12 protein-coding genes and 1 pseudogene are annotated in these 15,387 nt (G+C 63.9%); 4 read left to right on the top strand and 9 right to left on the bottom strand.

The window, feature by feature from the left end:
- Positions 1-25: 25 nt before the first annotated feature.
- The 5 genes from PQQ53_RS04490 to ilvD are packed head-to-tail and all read right to left on the bottom strand — an operon-like array spanning position 26 to position 5,899.
- Entirely contained in the window at positions 26-484 is a 459-nt protein-coding gene (locus PQQ53_RS04490) for an aconitase X swivel domain-containing protein (protein ID WP_408141221.1), read from the bottom strand.
- Positions 481-1,767, bottom strand: coding sequence for an aconitase X (locus PQQ53_RS04485; protein ID WP_408152359.1), 1,287 nt, complete (start codon positions 1,765-1,767; stop codon positions 481-483). The genes PQQ53_RS04490 and PQQ53_RS04485 overlap by 4 nt, the downstream gene beginning before the upstream one ends.
- 2 nt (positions 1,768-1,769) lie before the next feature.
- A complete protein-coding gene (locus PQQ53_RS04480) occupies positions 1,770-2,678 on the bottom strand; it encodes a TauD/TfdA dioxygenase family protein (RefSeq protein WP_408152252.1) in 909 nt (302 codons plus the stop codon).
- Positions 2,668-4,122, bottom strand: coding sequence for an MFS transporter (locus tag PQQ53_RS04475; protein ID WP_408152251.1), 1,455 nt, complete (start codon positions 4,120-4,122; stop codon positions 2,668-2,670). Before PQQ53_RS04475 ends, PQQ53_RS04480 begins: the two co-directional genes overlap by 11 nt.
- Before the next feature lies 1 nt (position 4,123).
- The gene (gene ilvD / locus PQQ53_RS04470) at positions 4,124-5,899 is read right to left on the bottom strand and encodes a dihydroxy-acid dehydratase (RefSeq protein ID WP_408152250.1); all 1,776 of its coding nucleotides are present in this window, start codon (positions 5,897-5,899) and stop codon (positions 4,124-4,126) included.
- An 89-nt stretch (positions 5,900-5,988) separates the two neighbouring features.
- Here ilvD and PQQ53_RS04465 point away from each other — a divergent pair, with 89 nt between their 5' ends.
- Positions 5,989-6,954 carry a LysR family transcriptional regulator gene (locus tag PQQ53_RS04465; protein WP_408141217.1) on the top strand — a complete coding sequence of 322 codons (966 nt, stop codon included), beginning with the start codon at positions 5,989-5,991 and terminating at the stop codon, positions 6,952-6,954.
- 39 nt (positions 6,955-6,993) lie between these two features.
- On the opposite strand, the gene PQQ53_RS04460 is transcribed toward PQQ53_RS04465, so the two are convergent.
- The 3 genes from PQQ53_RS04460 to PQQ53_RS04450 all read right to left on the bottom strand — a co-directional run bounded on the left by PQQ53_RS04460 (position 6,994) and on the right by PQQ53_RS04450 (position 9,938).
- On the bottom strand, positions 6,994-7,950 hold the full coding sequence (locus tag PQQ53_RS04460; RefSeq protein ID WP_408152249.1) for a PDR/VanB family oxidoreductase: 957 nt from the start codon (positions 7,948-7,950) through the stop codon (positions 6,994-6,996).
- A complete protein-coding gene (locus PQQ53_RS04455; RefSeq protein ID WP_408141215.1) occupies positions 7,947-8,999 on the bottom strand; it encodes an aromatic ring-hydroxylating dioxygenase subunit alpha in 1,053 nt (350 codons plus the stop codon). The genes PQQ53_RS04460 and PQQ53_RS04455 overlap by 4 nt, the downstream gene beginning before the upstream one ends.
- Positions 9,000-9,071: 72 nt before the next feature.
- On the bottom strand, positions 9,072-9,938 hold the full coding sequence (locus tag PQQ53_RS04450; RefSeq protein WP_408152248.1) for a GntR family transcriptional regulator: 867 nt from the start codon (positions 9,936-9,938) through the stop codon (positions 9,072-9,074).
- A gap of 166 nt (positions 9,939-10,104) precedes the next feature.
- Here PQQ53_RS04450 and PQQ53_RS04445 point away from each other — a divergent pair.
- Positions 10,105-10,865, top strand: a pseudogene (locus PQQ53_RS04445) (IlvD/Edd family dehydratase); the annotation flags it as partial.
- A 193-nt stretch (positions 10,866-11,058) separates the two neighbouring features.
- On the top strand, positions 11,059-11,826 hold the full coding sequence (locus PQQ53_RS04440; RefSeq protein ID WP_408141213.1) for a carbonic anhydrase family protein: 768 nt from the start codon (positions 11,059-11,061) through the stop codon (positions 11,824-11,826).
- 500 nt (positions 11,827-12,326) lie between these two features.
- Here PQQ53_RS04440 and acnB read toward each other — a convergent pair whose 3' ends face one another.
- Positions 12,327-14,912 carry a bifunctional aconitate hydratase 2/2-methylisocitrate dehydratase gene (gene acnB / locus PQQ53_RS04435; protein ID WP_408152247.1) on the bottom strand — a complete coding sequence of 862 codons (2,586 nt, stop codon included), beginning with the start codon at positions 14,910-14,912 and terminating at the stop codon, positions 12,327-12,329.
- 237 nt (positions 14,913-15,149) lie between these two features.
- Between acnB and PQQ53_RS04430 the strand changes: the two genes are divergently transcribed.
- Positions 15,150-15,368: a hypothetical protein gene (locus tag PQQ53_RS04430; protein ID WP_408141211.1), complete on the top strand. Its 219-nt coding sequence runs from the start codon at positions 15,150-15,152 to the stop codon at positions 15,366-15,368.
- Positions 15,369-15,387: the final 19 nt, after the last annotated feature.

Genomic DNA, 15,387 nt, shown 5'->3' with positions numbered 1-15,387 from the left:
GCTGATTTGCGCGGCGCTTCGTGGTTCACGTCCGGTCGCGGGCCTTGGTGATTTCGACGATGCCGCGCTCGGCATCGACCTTGACCCAGTCGCCGCTTTCGATGATGTCGAGCGGATCGGCATCGAAGTCGGTCAAGGCCGGCGCGTGTACAACCACTGCGCCGAGGGCAATCTTCGTGGTCATCTCGTTGAAGAGCATCGCGGCGGGCGCGCTGCCGGCGAGCCGCGCGATGTGAAACTGGCTCGACCACCCCGACGATCCCTTGGCTCCCGGAAACACCAGCACCTTGTTCGCGAAGCTCTGTCCGCGCAGTTCGTGCCGCGTTTCGATGATCGTGCCGGTGCGCGGATCGATACCGCCCCAGCCAGAGATGCGATCGCGCGTGACGAGCGCTTCCCCTTGGGCGAGCCCGCCCACCACTTTCCGGCCGCGCAGCACGATGATTTTTTTCTCTGCGCTGTTCATGGCTGTCGTGCTCGTCATGCGTAGCCTCCGTTCCAGCGGCCTGTCACAGCGGCGGCGATGCATTCAGCCGTGGTCCCGAACCATGCCTGCACGTTCATGATCGCGGGCAGGTAGTGCGCCTGTTTCGCGGAATCGACGGCCGCCACGCGCGTGCCTTTCGGCATCACGCGCCCAACCGACGAGCAGGTGTCGGTCATCAGCACACCGCCCGCGTCTTCGATGATCTTCGTGTAGCCCGCCTGGTCGGCGAGTTGCTTGGTTGCTTTCGCGGTGAAGATCCACAATTCGGTGTTTGCGCTCAGGCGCTGCTGATCGAGCAACTGGCAGACTTCCCAGATCTGCTCGATCGAGTAATGCGGGCAGCCGAGCATCACGAAATCGACCTGGGCGTCCTTCGCGGTCGTGTTGACCCGCTCGTACGCAAGACGCCGTTCGGCCGCGCCGTAGCGGATCGTTTCGACCGGCCGGCGGCCGCGCATCGCCGCTTCGTAGGTCGGCGCTTCGGGCGTCTGTCCGACGATGTGGTACATCTCGACGCCACCCGACGAAGCCGCAGCCGCGCCGAAATGCTTGAGCTTCGGCAGGTTCGGCACGCTGTGCAGACCGTCGATGACGGGAATCCGGTCCTGCACCGCTTCGCCGACGTAGTAGCCGAGCAGCCCCCAATCGGCGACGCTCACGACGTCGATCTCGAGTTCGATGCGGTGTGTGCCGCCGCGATTCTCGTCGAGGTGCAGACCCCAGTAGGGGATCTTGCCGGTCAGCATCGCCGCGCCCGCGCTCTCGCGGCCTTCCGCATTCGTGCGCGCGCCGAGCACCGAGTTGATGTAGATCACCGCCGACGATTCCATCCATGCGCAATGCTCGCCCTTCACGGGCACGTTGCCGACCTGATAGGGCGCGCAGGTGTTCAGCGGCTGGATGCCCAGCTTCGCCGTGTACGCCGCGCCCGCCCGGTAGATCTTCACGATCTCGCTGCCGACGTTCTGCCGTTCCGCATGTTCTGGATCGAGCCCCTGCTGCAGATGACTGCTATACGCCTTCACCTTCGGAATCGCCAGGACGTCCGGGCTGTCGAGGTTGAATTCGGAAAAGACCGCGTCGAGACCGCCGTCCTTGCGTGTCGCGTAATCGCGCAGGAACGGCATCGTCGCGCCCACCGTCCCGCACACGTTGTTTGTGTCGACCATCCGCTGCGCGCCCAGCGCTGTGCCGTAGCGCACCAGCAGATCCATCGCGCGTTGCACGGCGGGGCCGTCGCGGCCGTCGAGCATCGCCTGTTCGTCGTCGTTCAGTCGCATCGTCATGCCGCTCCCCGCACCGGCTCTTCGACGAATGCGTCGGCCGCGTCGATGTCGAGCGTGGTCGCGCGCCGCAATTCGCGCCGCGCCGACAGATCGTGGCGCCGGCCGCGATGCAACGTGCAGCGGTTGTCCCAGATCACGAGGTCGCCCGGCTGCCACTCGTGCGAGTAGACGAACGCGCGCTGGGTCGCATGCTCGAGCAGGTCCATCAGCAACATGCGGCCCTCGGCGACCGTCTGCTCGACCACATGCGTCGCGTGGGCGCCGATGAACAGATGCCGGCGCCCCGACCCCGCATGCGTGCGGACGACGGGCCACTGCACCGGCGGCAACGCGTTGCGCTGGTCTTCGTTGTAGTCGGTGTCGCCGAGCAGGAAGCGCGAATAAAGCGCGTAGTGCTCCGCGTGCAAGCCTTCGAGATCCTGCTTATCGCGCGCCGGCAGCGCGTCCCAGGCCGCGCGCATGTCGGCGAATTCGGTGGCGCCGCCCCACTCGGGCACGACGACCGCGTGCAGCATCGAATAACGGGCGGACGGCTGCTGAAACGAACTGTCGCTATGCCATAGCTGATTGGCCAGATTGCCGACGATGCGCCGGTGCGCCCGATCCGCGATCTGTCCGCTTTCGTCGACGTTCGAAATATCGGCCAGTTCCTGATAGGCAAGCCGCGCGTGCGGACGGGCGACACGCTTGAAGCCGAGATCGAGCGGACCGAGCGCACGCGCGAACGCGAGCTGCTCGTCCTGCGTGAGCGGTTGTCCGCGAAAAACGAGGACTGCGTACTGGTTCATCGCTTCATCGATTGCACGCGCGGTGTCGGGCGCGAGCGGCGCGGCAAGCGCGATCCCGCTCGCGAGCCCGACGAAATCGGGGTGGCTGGGATCAAAGGGAGTGACTTCAAGCGGCATGGGCGGCTCCTTTTCCGGTGTTGGTCTGCGCGGCCGCCTGGATGACGGCGTGGGTCGTGGCGTGGTTGGCGCTTTCGTCGGCACGGTCGTTCGCGTCGTCGCCGGCTTCATCGTCGCGACGATGCAGACGGCCGAGCACGAAAGCCAGCAGCGCGACGACCGCGACGGGTACCGCGCCGAGATAGAAAAGCTCCCGCACCGGCAGATGCCCGGCAAGCAGCATGCCGCCGATCACGGGTCCGGCGATCGCGCCGATCTTCTGAATGCCGACGGCCGCGCCGGTTCCCTTCGCGCGCAACGCCGTCGGGTACACGAGCGGCGCGACCGCATTCAGGCCAAACTGCGTGCCGACCACCGCGAAGCCGATCAGAAACACCACGGCGATCAGCATCGGTTCCGGCAGACCGATGCCGAGCAACGCGACCAGCGGCGTACCGAGCAATGGCAGCACGGTGATGATCACGGCGCCGCGCGTATCGACCAGGCGCATCAGCGCAAGGCCGCCGAGCGTGCCGCCGACCTGGAACATCGCTGACACGAGCGCCGCTCGCTGCGCCGGCAAGCCAATGCTTTCGATCAACATCGGCAGCCAGCTGTTGAGAAAGAAGAGCGCCATCGAGTTGGCGATGTACACGGCCCACAGCACCGGCGTGACCATTCGAAGACGGCCCGCGAACAGCAGCCGCAGCGGCGCGTTCTGACGCGCATGCGGCGCCGCCTCGCGGCTGTTGCCGATGACGAACGTCGTGTCCGGTGTCAGGACGATATCGGGCGCGAGCCGCCGCACGATGCGTGCGATCTCCGCGTTGCGGTTCCCCTTGAGCGTCAGGAAACGGATCGATTCCGGCGCGCCGACAAGCAGCATCAGCCCGGTCACGAGCGGCGCGATGCCGCCGATCACGAACACGACCTGCCAGCCGAACGAAGGAATCAGCCACGCCGACACCACGCCGCCCAGGCCCGTGCCGATCGTGTAGCCGGTGTACATCAGCGTGATCCACGTGGCGCGCCAGCGGCGCGGCGCGAACTCGCTCATGTACGTGATGGCGTTCGGCACCACGCCGCCGATGCCGATGCCCGCGCAGAATCGCAGGATCAGCAGATGATCGAGCCGCGTTGCGCCGGCCGCGGCGAACGAGAAGAGCGACAGCACGAGACTGCCGATCACGATCGTGCGCTTGCGACCGATCACATCGCCGAGATACCCGAGCACGAACGCGCCGACCATCGTGCCGAACACGAACGCGCCGAACACGGGACCGAGCGCGCCGCGCCCCATATGCCACGCGCGGCCGAGCGCCGGTGCGGCGAAGGCCATCGCGCCGAGATCGTAGCCCTCGGTGAGCATCATCACGCCCATCGCCACGATCAGCAGCGTCGCGAAGCGGCCGCCCTTCTGGCGTTCGATCACCTCGCCGATGTCGATGATTGCCGGGGAGTTCATCTCAAGCCTCCCCGCCATGGATCGAGCGCGCGCTGGACGATGGACTGCCGTCCTCGGCCGTGCCGGGCGCAGCCGATGCCTTGTCCCCGGTCAGCACGGCGCCTTGCGGCATGGAGCCGACATTCGCACGGTAGATCTTCAGCCAGCCGGTGTCGTTGACAGGCGCGGGGCGCTGCCACACGGCGCGACGGCGCTGCCGTTCGGCTTCGTCGACGTGCAGGTCGCAGGTGCGGCGATCGAGGTCGATCTCGATCGTGTCACCGTCCTCGACGAGCGCGAGCGGTCCGCCGGTGGCCGCCTCCGGCGCCACTTCCGCCACCACGATGCCCTTGCAGACGAGTCCGGACAGATGACCGTCGGTCAGCATCGCGACTTTGTCGGACAGACCGGCGCCGTCCAGCGCAAACACCACGCGAGACGCGCCGCCGCCCATTGCCGGGCCGCCGCACACGCCCGCGCCTCGCATAACGACCACCGCGCCCGGTTGAATCGTGCCGTCCTGGATCGCCTTGATCGCGGCGTCGGAGGTCGAATAGCACAGCGCGCGCCCGCTGAACGATCGCTGCTTGTCGGGCGCAATGCCGAACTTGACGATGCCCGCTTGCGGTGCGAGATTGCCGCGCACCAGCACGATGGCCGGCTGCCGCGCGAATGCGCGCTCCGGCGTGCGCACCACCTCGTCGTCCGTGACGAGCGCGTCGCGCAGATTGTCCGCCACGCTGGCGCCCGTCACCGTCAATGCACCGGGTTTGAGCCAGGGCTCCAGCCGCTTCATCACCGCGCGGCCGCCCCCTGCGGCTTCGAGTTGCTCGATCGTGTCGTGGCCCACCGGGCGCACCGCGGTCAACACCGGAATCTGCGACGCGTAACGCTCGAAAAGCCCATATACGTCGACGTCGATCTGCCCTTCCGTCGCCACCGCCTGCATATGCTTGACGGTATTGATCGAGCCTCCGACCGCGAGCACCGTCATCACCGCGTTCGCGAAAGCGTCGGGCGTGAGGATGTCGCGCGGCTTCAGATCGTCGAGCACCATCTGTACGATCCGTTTGCCCGCCGCGCGTACATAGGCGAACATTCTGTCGCTGTTGGCGGCGATCGGCGTGCTGCCCGGCAACGACATGCCGAGTGCCTCGCTCACCATGTGCATCGAGTTCGCGGTGCCGAGTCCGGAACACACGCCGGGCCCGCGGATCGCGTTACGGCTCATCCCGATCAGATCGTCGACAGGCAGCTTGCCCGTCAGCGTATGCATCGCGCCGACGAACACGTCTTCGATATCGACATGTTCGCCGCGATACTCGCCGCTCGGCTGATACCCGCACGCAACGACGATCGTCGGAATGTTCAGGCGCGCGGCCGCCATCAACTGGCCGGGCACCGTCTTGTCGCACGATGCGAGGCACACCATGCCGTCGAGCTGCGCGCCTTCGACCGCGACTTCGATGTCATTGGTCACGAGATCGCGCGCCGCCAGCATATATGCACCACGCGCGCCCACACCGGTGATGAAGTCGCTGGGCGCCGCCGTGCGAATCTCGAACGGCAGCGCGCCGGCCGCGCGAATCGCCTGCTTCAGTTCGGCCGCGATGCCATCGAGATGGCTGAAGCAGCTCGCCAGTTCGGACGATGAATTGACGATCGCGATCTTCGGTTTGTCGAGATCGTCTTCGGCGATGCCGAGATTGAGCCACTGGGCGGCGCGCACAGCGCCGAGATAGGAACCGCGAGGAAGATTGCTGCGCAACGGGCGTTGCGGTTTGCGTCCTTCGGACATTCGTCTCACTCCTTTTTTTAATGCAACTGATGGTAAAAACGGGACTAAAATCCGTCAATCATGCAACGTAGATAGGCATCATCCAATCCATGGATATCCGCCAGGTTGACCTCAATCTGCTGAAAGTGTTCGACGCGTTATTGAAAAAACGCCACGTTACCCAGGCCGGCATCAGTATCGGGCTCAGTCAGCCTGCGATGAGTTACGCGCTCGCGAAACTACGTGAGTTATTTGAAGATCCGCTGTTCGTGCGTACCGGCCGCGGTATGGAGCCGACGCCGCGCGCGCAGGCGTTGAGCGAGCCGGTCGCGCGCATGCTCGAACTGGTGCAGAACGAAATTCTGCCGATGCCGGAATTCCGGCCGGGCGAATCCACACGCACGTTTGTCCTGTGCATGTCCGATATTGGTGAGATGGTGTTCCTGCCGCGCCTGCTGAAGCATCTCGACGCGCATGCGCCGAACGTGAAGATCAAGACGGTCGCGCTCAGCACACCGGAGCTCGAAGAGGCGCTGACATCGGGGGACGTGGATGTGGCGGTCGGCTATTTTCCGGGTCTCGAGGGCGCGGCGCTGCGGCGCAAGGCGCTCTACCAGCATTCGTTCGTGTGCATCGTGCGTGAGGATCATCCGACCATCCACGACACGCTATCGCTTGACCAGTACCTTGAGGCGCCTCATGCGATGGTGCATCCGGAAGGACGCGCGCAGGACATCCTCGAGCGCGCGCATGAGCGCCTCGGGATTCGCGTGAACGTGCGCTTCAACCTGCCGCGTTTCATGGGCATTCCGTTCATCGTCGCCGGCTCGGACACGATCGCGACCGTGCCGCTGGCCGTCGGCCGGCGCTTTGCCGAGTTCGTCAATATCAAGCTATTGCCGCTGCCGTTTCCCGGGCCGCGATATGACCTGCATCTGCACTGGCATTCGCGCTTTCATCATGAGCCGGCGAACCGCTGGATGCGCGGCACCATGAGCGAACTGATCAATGGGCCGCAGCAGCACGAGCCGCTGCGCAATACGAAACGTGCGGGCCGGACTGCGCGCGAAGCGTGACGGTTGGCGGCCGTGGGGCCGCCATACGTTGAAGCGGCGTTACAGGTCGAGCACCAGCAACGGCGACTTCGAACGCGAACAGCAGGGCAGCAGTTGATCGTTCGCGGCGCGTTCTTCGTCGGTCAGATACACGTCGCGATGATCCGGCTCGCCCGCCAGCACGCGTGTCAGACACGTGCCGCAGACACCCTGCTCGCACGAAGTCGCGATGGCGACGCCGGCCTTCTCCAACGCCGCCGCGATGGTTTGTGTCGCGGCCACATCGACGATACGGCCGCTGCTAGCAAGCCGCACCTGAAACGGACCGTCGCTGTCGTGCGCCACCGCATTCGCCGCCGGCGCGCCGAAATACTCGCGATGCACGTTCTCGCTGTGCCAGCCAAGCTGGCGCGCCGCATCGAGCACGAAGTCGATGAACCCCGCAGGACCGCACACGTAGACATGCCGGTCGGCGGCGGGCGCCGCCAGCACGCGTTTGAGATCGAGCCGTCCGTCGGCCGACGCAGTATCGAAGTACAACCGGCTGTGCGGCTTCAGATGTGGTGCGGCGAAACGCTCGCGAAACGCCGCTCGTTCAGGCTCGCGCGTGCAGTAGTGCAGCTCGAACGAAGCGCCCGCATGCGCGAGCCGCTCGGCCATGCACAGAATCGGCGTCACGCCGATGCCGCCCGCCAGCAGAATCGAATGGGCGGCATCGTGCGCGAGCGGGAAGTGGTTTCTGGGCTCGCTGATATCGAGGAGCGCGCCTTCGCGCAATGCATGCATCGCCGTGGAGCCGCCACGCGAGGACGGTTCATGCAGCACGCCCAACACGTAGCGGTGCGTTTCGCGCGGATCGTTGCACAGCGAATACTGGCGCACGATGCCATCGGCAGGCATCACGTCAATGTGCGCGCCGGCCGAAAACGCGGGCAAGGCCGCGCCGGCGGGATCGGCGAATTCGAACGACAGGATGTCGCGCGCCACTTCAGTCTTGCGAATAAGCTGAACCTTCATGACGCGGTCACCTCCTGAGTGGCGTCACGCTCTTCTTTCAGCAAACGTTCGATGATCTTGCGCGACTGCACGCCACCCGCGTCGATGTTCAGACTGAGAATCTTTCGATGCGGATTGGCAAGCAGATTGCGCTGCTGCGCTTCGAGCACGGCGAGGTCTTCCGAGAAAATCTTGCCCTGCCCTTCGCGAATCGTATCGGTGAGCGTTGCGTCCTGTGGCGCGAAGTTGCGCGCCATACCCCAGAAATACCAGATCGACGTGTCGGTTTCCGGCGTGATGAAATCGACGACGATACTGCCGGCGCGATACTCGGCCGGCGCATCGTAACCGCCGTGCCCCGCGTGCGCGACGCCGACTTCGATCAGCACATGACTCGGCGGTGTGAAGCGGCAGATCTGCCAGCGGTCGCACGGCACGTTGTCCGCGAGACCGTTGCCGCGTAGAGCCGCAGCCCAGAACGGCGGCGGCATGATGTTGTTCATGTGGCGTCCGGTGATGACCATATCGCCTTCCACGCGTGTGGCGGGCGGCGCTTCCTCGATCTCGGGCTGACCGATGCTGCTCGCGTGCACATAGGTTTCGTGCGTCAGGTCCATCAGGTTATCGATCATCAGCCGGTAATCGCAGTTGATGTGATACAGGCCGCCGCCATAGGCCCACTCGGGATTGTCGGCCCATTCGAGATGATGGATCTTCGCCGGATCGGCGAGCGCCTCGTCGCCCGGCCAAACCCAGATGAAGCCGTAGCGCTCGACGGCCGGATAGCGGCGAATCGCCGGAATGCCACCCACACGCTGCGCGGTCATCGCTTTGCATTTGCCATCGGTGCCCATCACGAGACCGTGGTAGCCGCACACGAGCTGGCCGTCGCGCAGAAACCCCAGCGACAGCGCCGCGCCGCGATGCGGGCAGAAGTCTTCGAGTGCCGCGACCTTGCCTTCGTCGCCGCGGAACAGCACCATTTTCTCGTTGCAGATCGTGCGGCCCAGCGGCTTGCCGTCGATTTCATCAGGCGTGCAGGCAACGTACCACGCGTTCTTCAAAAACATTCTTATCTCCTTAGTTATACTGATTTCATGATCCGGACATGCAATCTATCCGGCGTGTTCCGGCGGACCGTCTTAACGCGCGATCGGCAGGCGGATCAACTTCCCGCCAGGAACCTGTGTCATCACATTCTGGTTTTCCAGCGCCGCATGCAGGTTGCGCTGTGCAATGCGGGCATGCTCGCGCATGAGCGCCTCGGCACGGGCGCCCTCACGCCGTTCGATCGATTCGACGACCGCGCGATGCTGCGACTGCGCGATTCGCAGCATGTCGCGCGCGCCGGCATCGATCGATTGCGCCATGACGAATGCGCTCGGCGAGGCGAACGGCATCGTCATCACGCGCTCGATCTGACGTTCGATCACGCTGCTGTTGCTCGCCGCGGCGAGTAGCGCGTGCAGGCGCCGGTTCGCATCGACGTAGGCCGAGAACGCGTCGTCGGTGAGTTCGCCGGCGAGGATCACGTCGATTTCATCGATACAGGCATGCAGTTCTTGCAGGTGGGCGGCGTCCACGCCGCGTTCGGCCGCGAGCCGCGCGGCCAGGCCTTCCAGCGTCCCGCGCAATTCGATCGAATCGCCGATGTCGTCGACCGTGAACGAACGAACCGCGAAGCCGCCCGACGCGATCGGTTCGAGCAGGCCTTCTTCTTCCAGCCGATTCAATGCGGCGCGCACCGGCGTGCGCGACACGCCAAGACGGTCGACCACCCACAGTTCGGAAATCCGCGCACCAGCGAGCAGGTGACCTTCGACGATCAGTTCGCGCAAGCCGAGCAGCGCGCGTTCCGTTTGCGACGCGGTGCCGGGCGCTCGGGCGCGATGTGCGTTCGCCTCGTCCGGCCCATCCTCGCCGGCAGATTCTCTTGCCGCGGCGTCGCCGATGGCTGCATCTGCATCGAGGTCAGGCGGGGGAACCGGTATTGAGCGGCGCTGGGTCATGAGTGGAATTCAGTAACTTGCACGAGTCAATTGTATACAGACAAATTGGATCATCAAGCATTAGCGCGCATTTTATCGATGTTTACGAGGGTAATCACTTAGAAATAAAGCAAAATTCAATGGTGCTGCATACAACGATTCGGCAATCTTGCTCATTAGGCGATGCTCGGGCGGCCTGCCAACTGTGATGCGGCGCATGCGCCGTCTGCTGCATCTCGACGCGCTCACCGTGACCGGACGCACCCTGGGCGAGGACCTGAACGCCGCGCCCGCTGACTTCCCGCAGGACATCGTGCGTTCGATGCAGAACCCGATCTAGCCCGAAGGCGGCATCGCGGTACTGAACGGCAATCTGGCACTGCGTGGCGCGATCATCAAACAGTCCGCGGCCAATCCGGCGCTGATAGAACTAGCAGGCGGTCGTCTTCGAAGATGCCGAGGACCTCGCGCGCCGCATCGACGATCCCGACCTCGACGTGCATGCCGACGACGTGCTCGTGCTCAAGCGGATCGACCCGGTCAGCGCACCCGGCATGCCGGAGGCCGGGTACATTCCGATCCCGAAGAAGCTGGCGCGACAGGGTGTGAAAGACATGGTGCGCATCTCCGATGGCCGCATGAGCGGCACCGCCGCAGGGACGATCGTGCTGCATGTCACGCCCGAGGCAGCCGTCGGCGGGCCGCTCGCGATCGTGCGTAACGGCGACCGCATCCGTCTGAGCGTGGCGCAACGCGTCGTCGCGCTCGAACTGGACGACGCGCAGATCGCCGAACGTCTCGCCGCGTTGCCGTTGCCGCCTATCGCGACCGAGACGAACGAACGCGGCTATCGCAAGCTGCTTATTGCGCTCGGTCACCCAGGCGGATGAAGGTTGCGATTTCGATTTTCTGCAGGCGCCGCACATGACAGTGAGTGTTCCGCGATAGTGCGTTGTGCCTTGGCGCACTCGCTTGTCACCCTGGGCCTCGATTGTCGTTGCTGCGTTGCGCGACGGCATCCTTCGCGGCCTGGGGACTGGCGAACTCCCGCCTCATCTGACACACGGCAAGAACTCCTATGAATTGTATGAAAGACAACATAGACTGAACACTCAACAGTCTGCCCGATGGAGGACCGATTATGGCTTGCGAGTCTCGTCACTGCACCTGTCCCGATTCCCCACATTCCATTGAAAAAGGCCGACGTACAGCGCTGAAAACAGGCCTCGGCATCGCACTTGCCGGAGCGGTCGGCACCGCCGCGTTCTCGGTGTCGTCTGTCTCGCTCGCCGCAGCACTCACGCAAAAACAGCGTGACAGTCTGACGCCCGATCAGATCATCGAAAGCATGAAGAAAGGCAACGAACGCTTTCGCTCGGGAAATGCGCATCAGCACGACTATCTCGCACAGAAACGGGCAAGCGCCGGTGGCCAGTTCCCCGCCGCCGTCATTCTCAGTTGTATCGACTCCCGCACCCCCGCAGAACTCATTCTCGATTCCGGCATCGGCGATACCTTCAACGCGCGTATCGCGGGCAATATTGCCAATGAGGATCTGGCCGGAAGTCTCGAATTCGCGTGCGCCGCAGCCGGAGCCAAGGTCGTGCTGGTCATGGGTCATACGGATTGCGGCGCGATCAAGGGCGCTATAGACAACGTCCAGCTCGGCAATCTGACCGGCTTGCTGGCGAAGATAAAGCCTGCCATCGATGCCACGCAGTATGAAGGGAAACGCACGGGCAGCAACATTGAATTCGTAGACAAGGTTGCGAGAACGAATGTCCAGAACACGATCAACGACTTACGCAAGCGCAGCGAAATCCTGGCGTCAATGGAAAAGGAGGGAAAGATAAAGATGGTAGGCGCGATGTATCACCTGAGCGGCGGGAAAGTCGAGTTTATGACCTGACATTGCGGCCAGTACTTCCTCAAAACCCATGGTGATGGCGACTCGACATCCTATGCGATTCGTTACGACTATCACCTCTCGAAGCGCACGGGCGTATAGGCGGGTGTCGCCGAAGTTCGCAATCACAGCAAGGCGTCGTTCACGGTCAACAATGCAGGGGGAGCGGGCATAACGGTCGCCGCGGGCAAGAACATCACGAGCGGGATCGTCGGGATCGTCCACATGTTTTAGTCGCGCACCTGCGCGGACCATGGCCGACGCCGGTCCGCTATGTGGAGAACGGTGACTGGCCGATAGGCAAGCACGCCGACGAAAGGGCGAACAGACCATTCGTTGCGGATGCGGAGCGCCCAGAAAGTCATTCGGTGACGTTCCTTTTCGAAAGCCTGCCAAGGGGTACCACTCCGGTGCCGCAAAAAAATGGCGCTGCAAGCGTTCAGCTTGCAGCGCCATTCTGTGATACTACGACGCGAACGACACGCCGTAGCCCGACAGCACGCTTACATCGTCACGGTGTCGGCCACTTCCTTGAAGTCTTCGATCTGGTCGAAGTTCATGTACTGGTAGATCTTGTCGCTGTTGGCGTTGAGCACGCCCATGTCGGCCATGTACTCCTCCCGGGTCGGAATCTTGCCCAGACGCGAGCAGATCGCCGCCAGTTCCGCCGAGCCGAGGTACACGTTCGTGTTCTTGCCCAGGCGGTTCGGGAAGTTACGGGTCGAGGTCGACATGACCGTCGCGCCTTCGCGCACCTGTGCCTGGTTGCCCATGCACAGCGAGCAGCCCGGCATTTCCGTACGGGCACCGGCGGTGCCGAAGACGCCGTAGTGGCCTTCCTCGGTCAGCTGCTTCTGGTCCATCTTGGTCGGCGGCGCCACCCACAGCTTGACCGGGATGTCGCGCTTACCTTCAAGCAGCTTCGACGCGGCACGGAAGTGTCCGATGTTGGTCATGCACGAGCCGATGAACACTTCGTCGATCTTGGCACCGGCCACGTCCGACAGCGTCTTCACGTCGTCCGGATCATTCGGGCAGGCCACGATCGGCTCATGGATGTCGGCCAGGTCGATCTCGATAACGGCTGCGTACTCGGCGTCGGCATCCGGCGACAGCAGTTGCGGGTCGGCCAGCCACTGCTCCATCGCCTTGATGCGGCGCTGCAGGCTGCGCGGGTCCTGGTAGCCCTCGGCGATCATCCACTTCAGCAGCGTGACGTTGCTGTTGAGGTACTCGATGATCGGCTCCTTGTTCAGGTGAACCGTGCAACCGGCGGCCGAGCGTTCGGCGGAAGCATCCGACAATTCGAACGCTTGCTCGACCTTCAATTCGGGCAGGCCTTCGATTTCGAGAATACGTCCCGAGAAGATGTTCTTCTTGCCTTGTTTGGCAACCGTCAGCATGCCTTGCTTGATGGCGTACAAGGGAATCGCGTTGACCAGGTCGCGCAGGGTCACGCCGGGCTGCATCTTGCCCTTGAAGCGGACCAGCACCGATTCCGGCATGTCCAGCGGCATCGTGCCGGTAGCGGCCGCAAAGGCGACCAGGCCCGAACCGGCCGGGAAGCTGATGCCGATCGGGAAGCGCGTGTGCGAGTCGCCGCCGGTGCCCACGGTGTCGGGCAGCAGCATGCGGTTCAGCCACGAGTGGATCACGCCGTCGCCCGGGCGCAGCGCGATGCCGCCACGCGTGCTGATGAAGTTCGGCAGGGTCTGGTGGGTCTTCACGTCCACCGGCTTCGGATAGGCGGCGGTGTGGCAGAACGACTGCATGACGAGGTCGGCCGAAAAGCCGAGGCACGCCAGGTCCTTGAGTTCGTCGCGGGTCATCGGGCCCGTGGTGTCCTGCGAGCCGACCGAGGTCATCTTCGGTTCGCAGTATGTGCCGGGGCGCACGCCCTCGCCTTCCGGCAGGCCGCAGGCGCGGCCGACCATCTTCTGGGCGAGCGAGAAGCCCTTGCCGCTGTTGGCCGGCTGTTGCGGCAGGCGGAACAGGGTCGACGGAGCCAGACCCAGCGCTTCACGTGCCTTGGCGGTCAAGCCGCGGCCGATGATCAGCGGAATGCGGCCGCCGGCGCGCACTTCATCGAACAGCACGTCGGACTTGACCTGGAACTCGGCGATCACTTCGCCGTTCTTCAGGGCTTTGCCTTCGTACGGGCGCAGTTCGACCACGTCGCCCATATCCATCTTCGACACGTCGAGTTCGATCGGCAGGGCGCCGGCATCTTCCATCGTGTTGTAGAAAATCGGGGCGATCTTGCTGCCCAGGCACACGCCGCCGAAGCGCTTGTTGGGGATGAAGGGGATGTCTTCACCGGTGAACCACAGCACCGAGTTGGTGGCCGACTTGCGCGAGGAGCCGGTGCCGACCACGTCGCCCACGTACGCGACCAGGTGGCCCTTTTCCTTCAGCGACTCGATGAACTTGACCGGGCCACGCTTGCCGTCCTCTTCCGGCGTGATACCGGGGCGGGCGTTCTTCAGCATCGCCAGCGCGTGCAGCGGGATGTCCGGACGCGTGGTTGCATCCGGGGCCGGCGACAGGTCGTCGGTGTTGGTTTCGCCCGTCACCTTGAAGACCGTGATGGTCAGGCTTTGCGGCACTTCCGGACGGCTGGTGAACCATTCCGCGTCGGCCCAGCTTTGCATCACGGCCTGGGCGTTGGCGTTGCCCTTCTCCGCCAGTTCCTTGACGTCGTGGAACTGGTCGAACATCAGGAGGGTTTTCTTCAGCGCCTCGGCGGCTACCGTGGCCACTTCGGCGTCGGACAGCAGCTCGATCAGCGGATGGATGTTGTAGCCGCCCAGCATCGTGCCGAGCAGTTCGGTGGCGCGGGCGCGCGAGATCAGCGCGCAGGTGGTCTGGCCTTTGGCCACGGCGGCGAGGAAGCCGGCCTTCACGCGAGCGGCTTCGTCCACGCCAGCGGGCACGCGGTTAGTGATCAGGTCGAGCAGGGTCTGCTCTTCGCCGGCGGGCGGATTCGTCAGGAGTTCCACCAGCTCGGCGGTCTGCTGAGCCGTCAGCGGCAGAGGAGGAATGCCGAGCGCTGCGCGGGCGGCCACGTGAGTACGAAAATTTTCAAGCATGGGGACCTGCTGGTATTTGCGTTTCAGGGGGAAGGCTTTTACGGCACGCCAAAGGCCGTGCCGGGCACTGCTCTAACGCGATTCTAATTGCAATACCCCTGCACGGTCAAATGTCTTATGTCTTATATAAGAGTCGAAAGTTAAATCATCGACAATCACGGTGCTGCCGACGCGCGCATTACCCTGCCAGCTCATGTGCGAGGGCCGGAAATCGGTGAGCACCTGTCCGCTAGCGATGTGGAGACGCAACAATGGGTAGCTGCGCTGACGCTCACCGGTTTATTGATGACCATTCTGGTCCTCGCCGGCCTGTCGGTCGCTACGACTCCGCGTCGCTTCAATCGGGTGTGTTTCCAGACAAAAATGGACGACGCGCACATCCTCCTGGCAGCCTTTTCCCAGACGCCATCGGAGCAGGATGCAATCGCGGCGGCGATACGTGCCTGTTCACATTGACGTAGCTGACAATTGTTAG

Source organism: Paraburkholderia strydomiana (assembly GCF_046030495.1).
Lineage (GTDB): Bacteria > Pseudomonadota > Gammaproteobacteria > Burkholderiales > Burkholderiaceae > Paraburkholderia > Paraburkholderia strydomiana_A.
This window is presented reverse-complemented; position numbering and strand designations above follow the sequence as displayed.

What these genes read in the sequence shown, in the direction of transcription:
- PQQ53_RS04490 (WP_408141221.1), bottom strand. Translation starts at nt 484, where the DNA reads ATGACGAGCACGACAGCCATGAACAGCGCAGAGAAAAAAATCATCGTG.
- PQQ53_RS04485 (WP_408152359.1), bottom strand. Translation starts at nt 1,767, where the DNA reads ATGCGACTGAACGACGACGAACAGGCGATGCTCGACGGCCGCGACGGC.
- PQQ53_RS04480 (WP_408152252.1), bottom strand. Translation starts at nt 2,678, where the DNA reads ATGCCGCTTGAAGTCACTCCCTTTGATCCCAGCCACCCCGATTTCGTC.
- PQQ53_RS04475 (WP_408152251.1), bottom strand. Translation starts at nt 4,122, where the DNA reads ATGAACTCCCCGGCAATCATCGACATCGGCGAGGTGATCGAACGCCAG.
- ilvD (WP_408152250.1), bottom strand. Translation starts at nt 5,899, where the DNA reads ATGTCCGAAGGACGCAAACCGCAACGCCCGTTGCGCAGCAATCTTCCT.
- PQQ53_RS04465 (WP_408141217.1), top strand. Translation starts at nt 5,989, where the DNA reads ATGGATATCCGCCAGGTTGACCTCAATCTGCTGAAAGTGTTCGACGCG.
- PQQ53_RS04460 (WP_408152249.1), bottom strand. Translation starts at nt 7,950, where the DNA reads ATGAAGGTTCAGCTTATTCGCAAGACTGAAGTGGCGCGCGACATCCTG.
- PQQ53_RS04455 (WP_408141215.1), bottom strand. Translation starts at nt 8,999, where the DNA reads ATGTTTTTGAAGAACGCGTGGTACGTTGCCTGCACGCCTGATGAAATC.
- PQQ53_RS04450 (WP_408152248.1), bottom strand. Translation starts at nt 9,938, where the DNA reads ATGACCCAGCGCCGCTCAATACCGGTTCCCCCGCCTGACCTCGATGCA.
- PQQ53_RS04440 (WP_408141213.1), top strand. Translation starts at nt 11,059, where the DNA reads ATGGCTTGCGAGTCTCGTCACTGCACCTGTCCCGATTCCCCACATTCC.
- acnB (WP_408152247.1), bottom strand. Translation starts at nt 14,912, where the DNA reads ATGCTTGAAAATTTTCGTACTCACGTGGCCGCCCGCGCAGCGCTCGGC.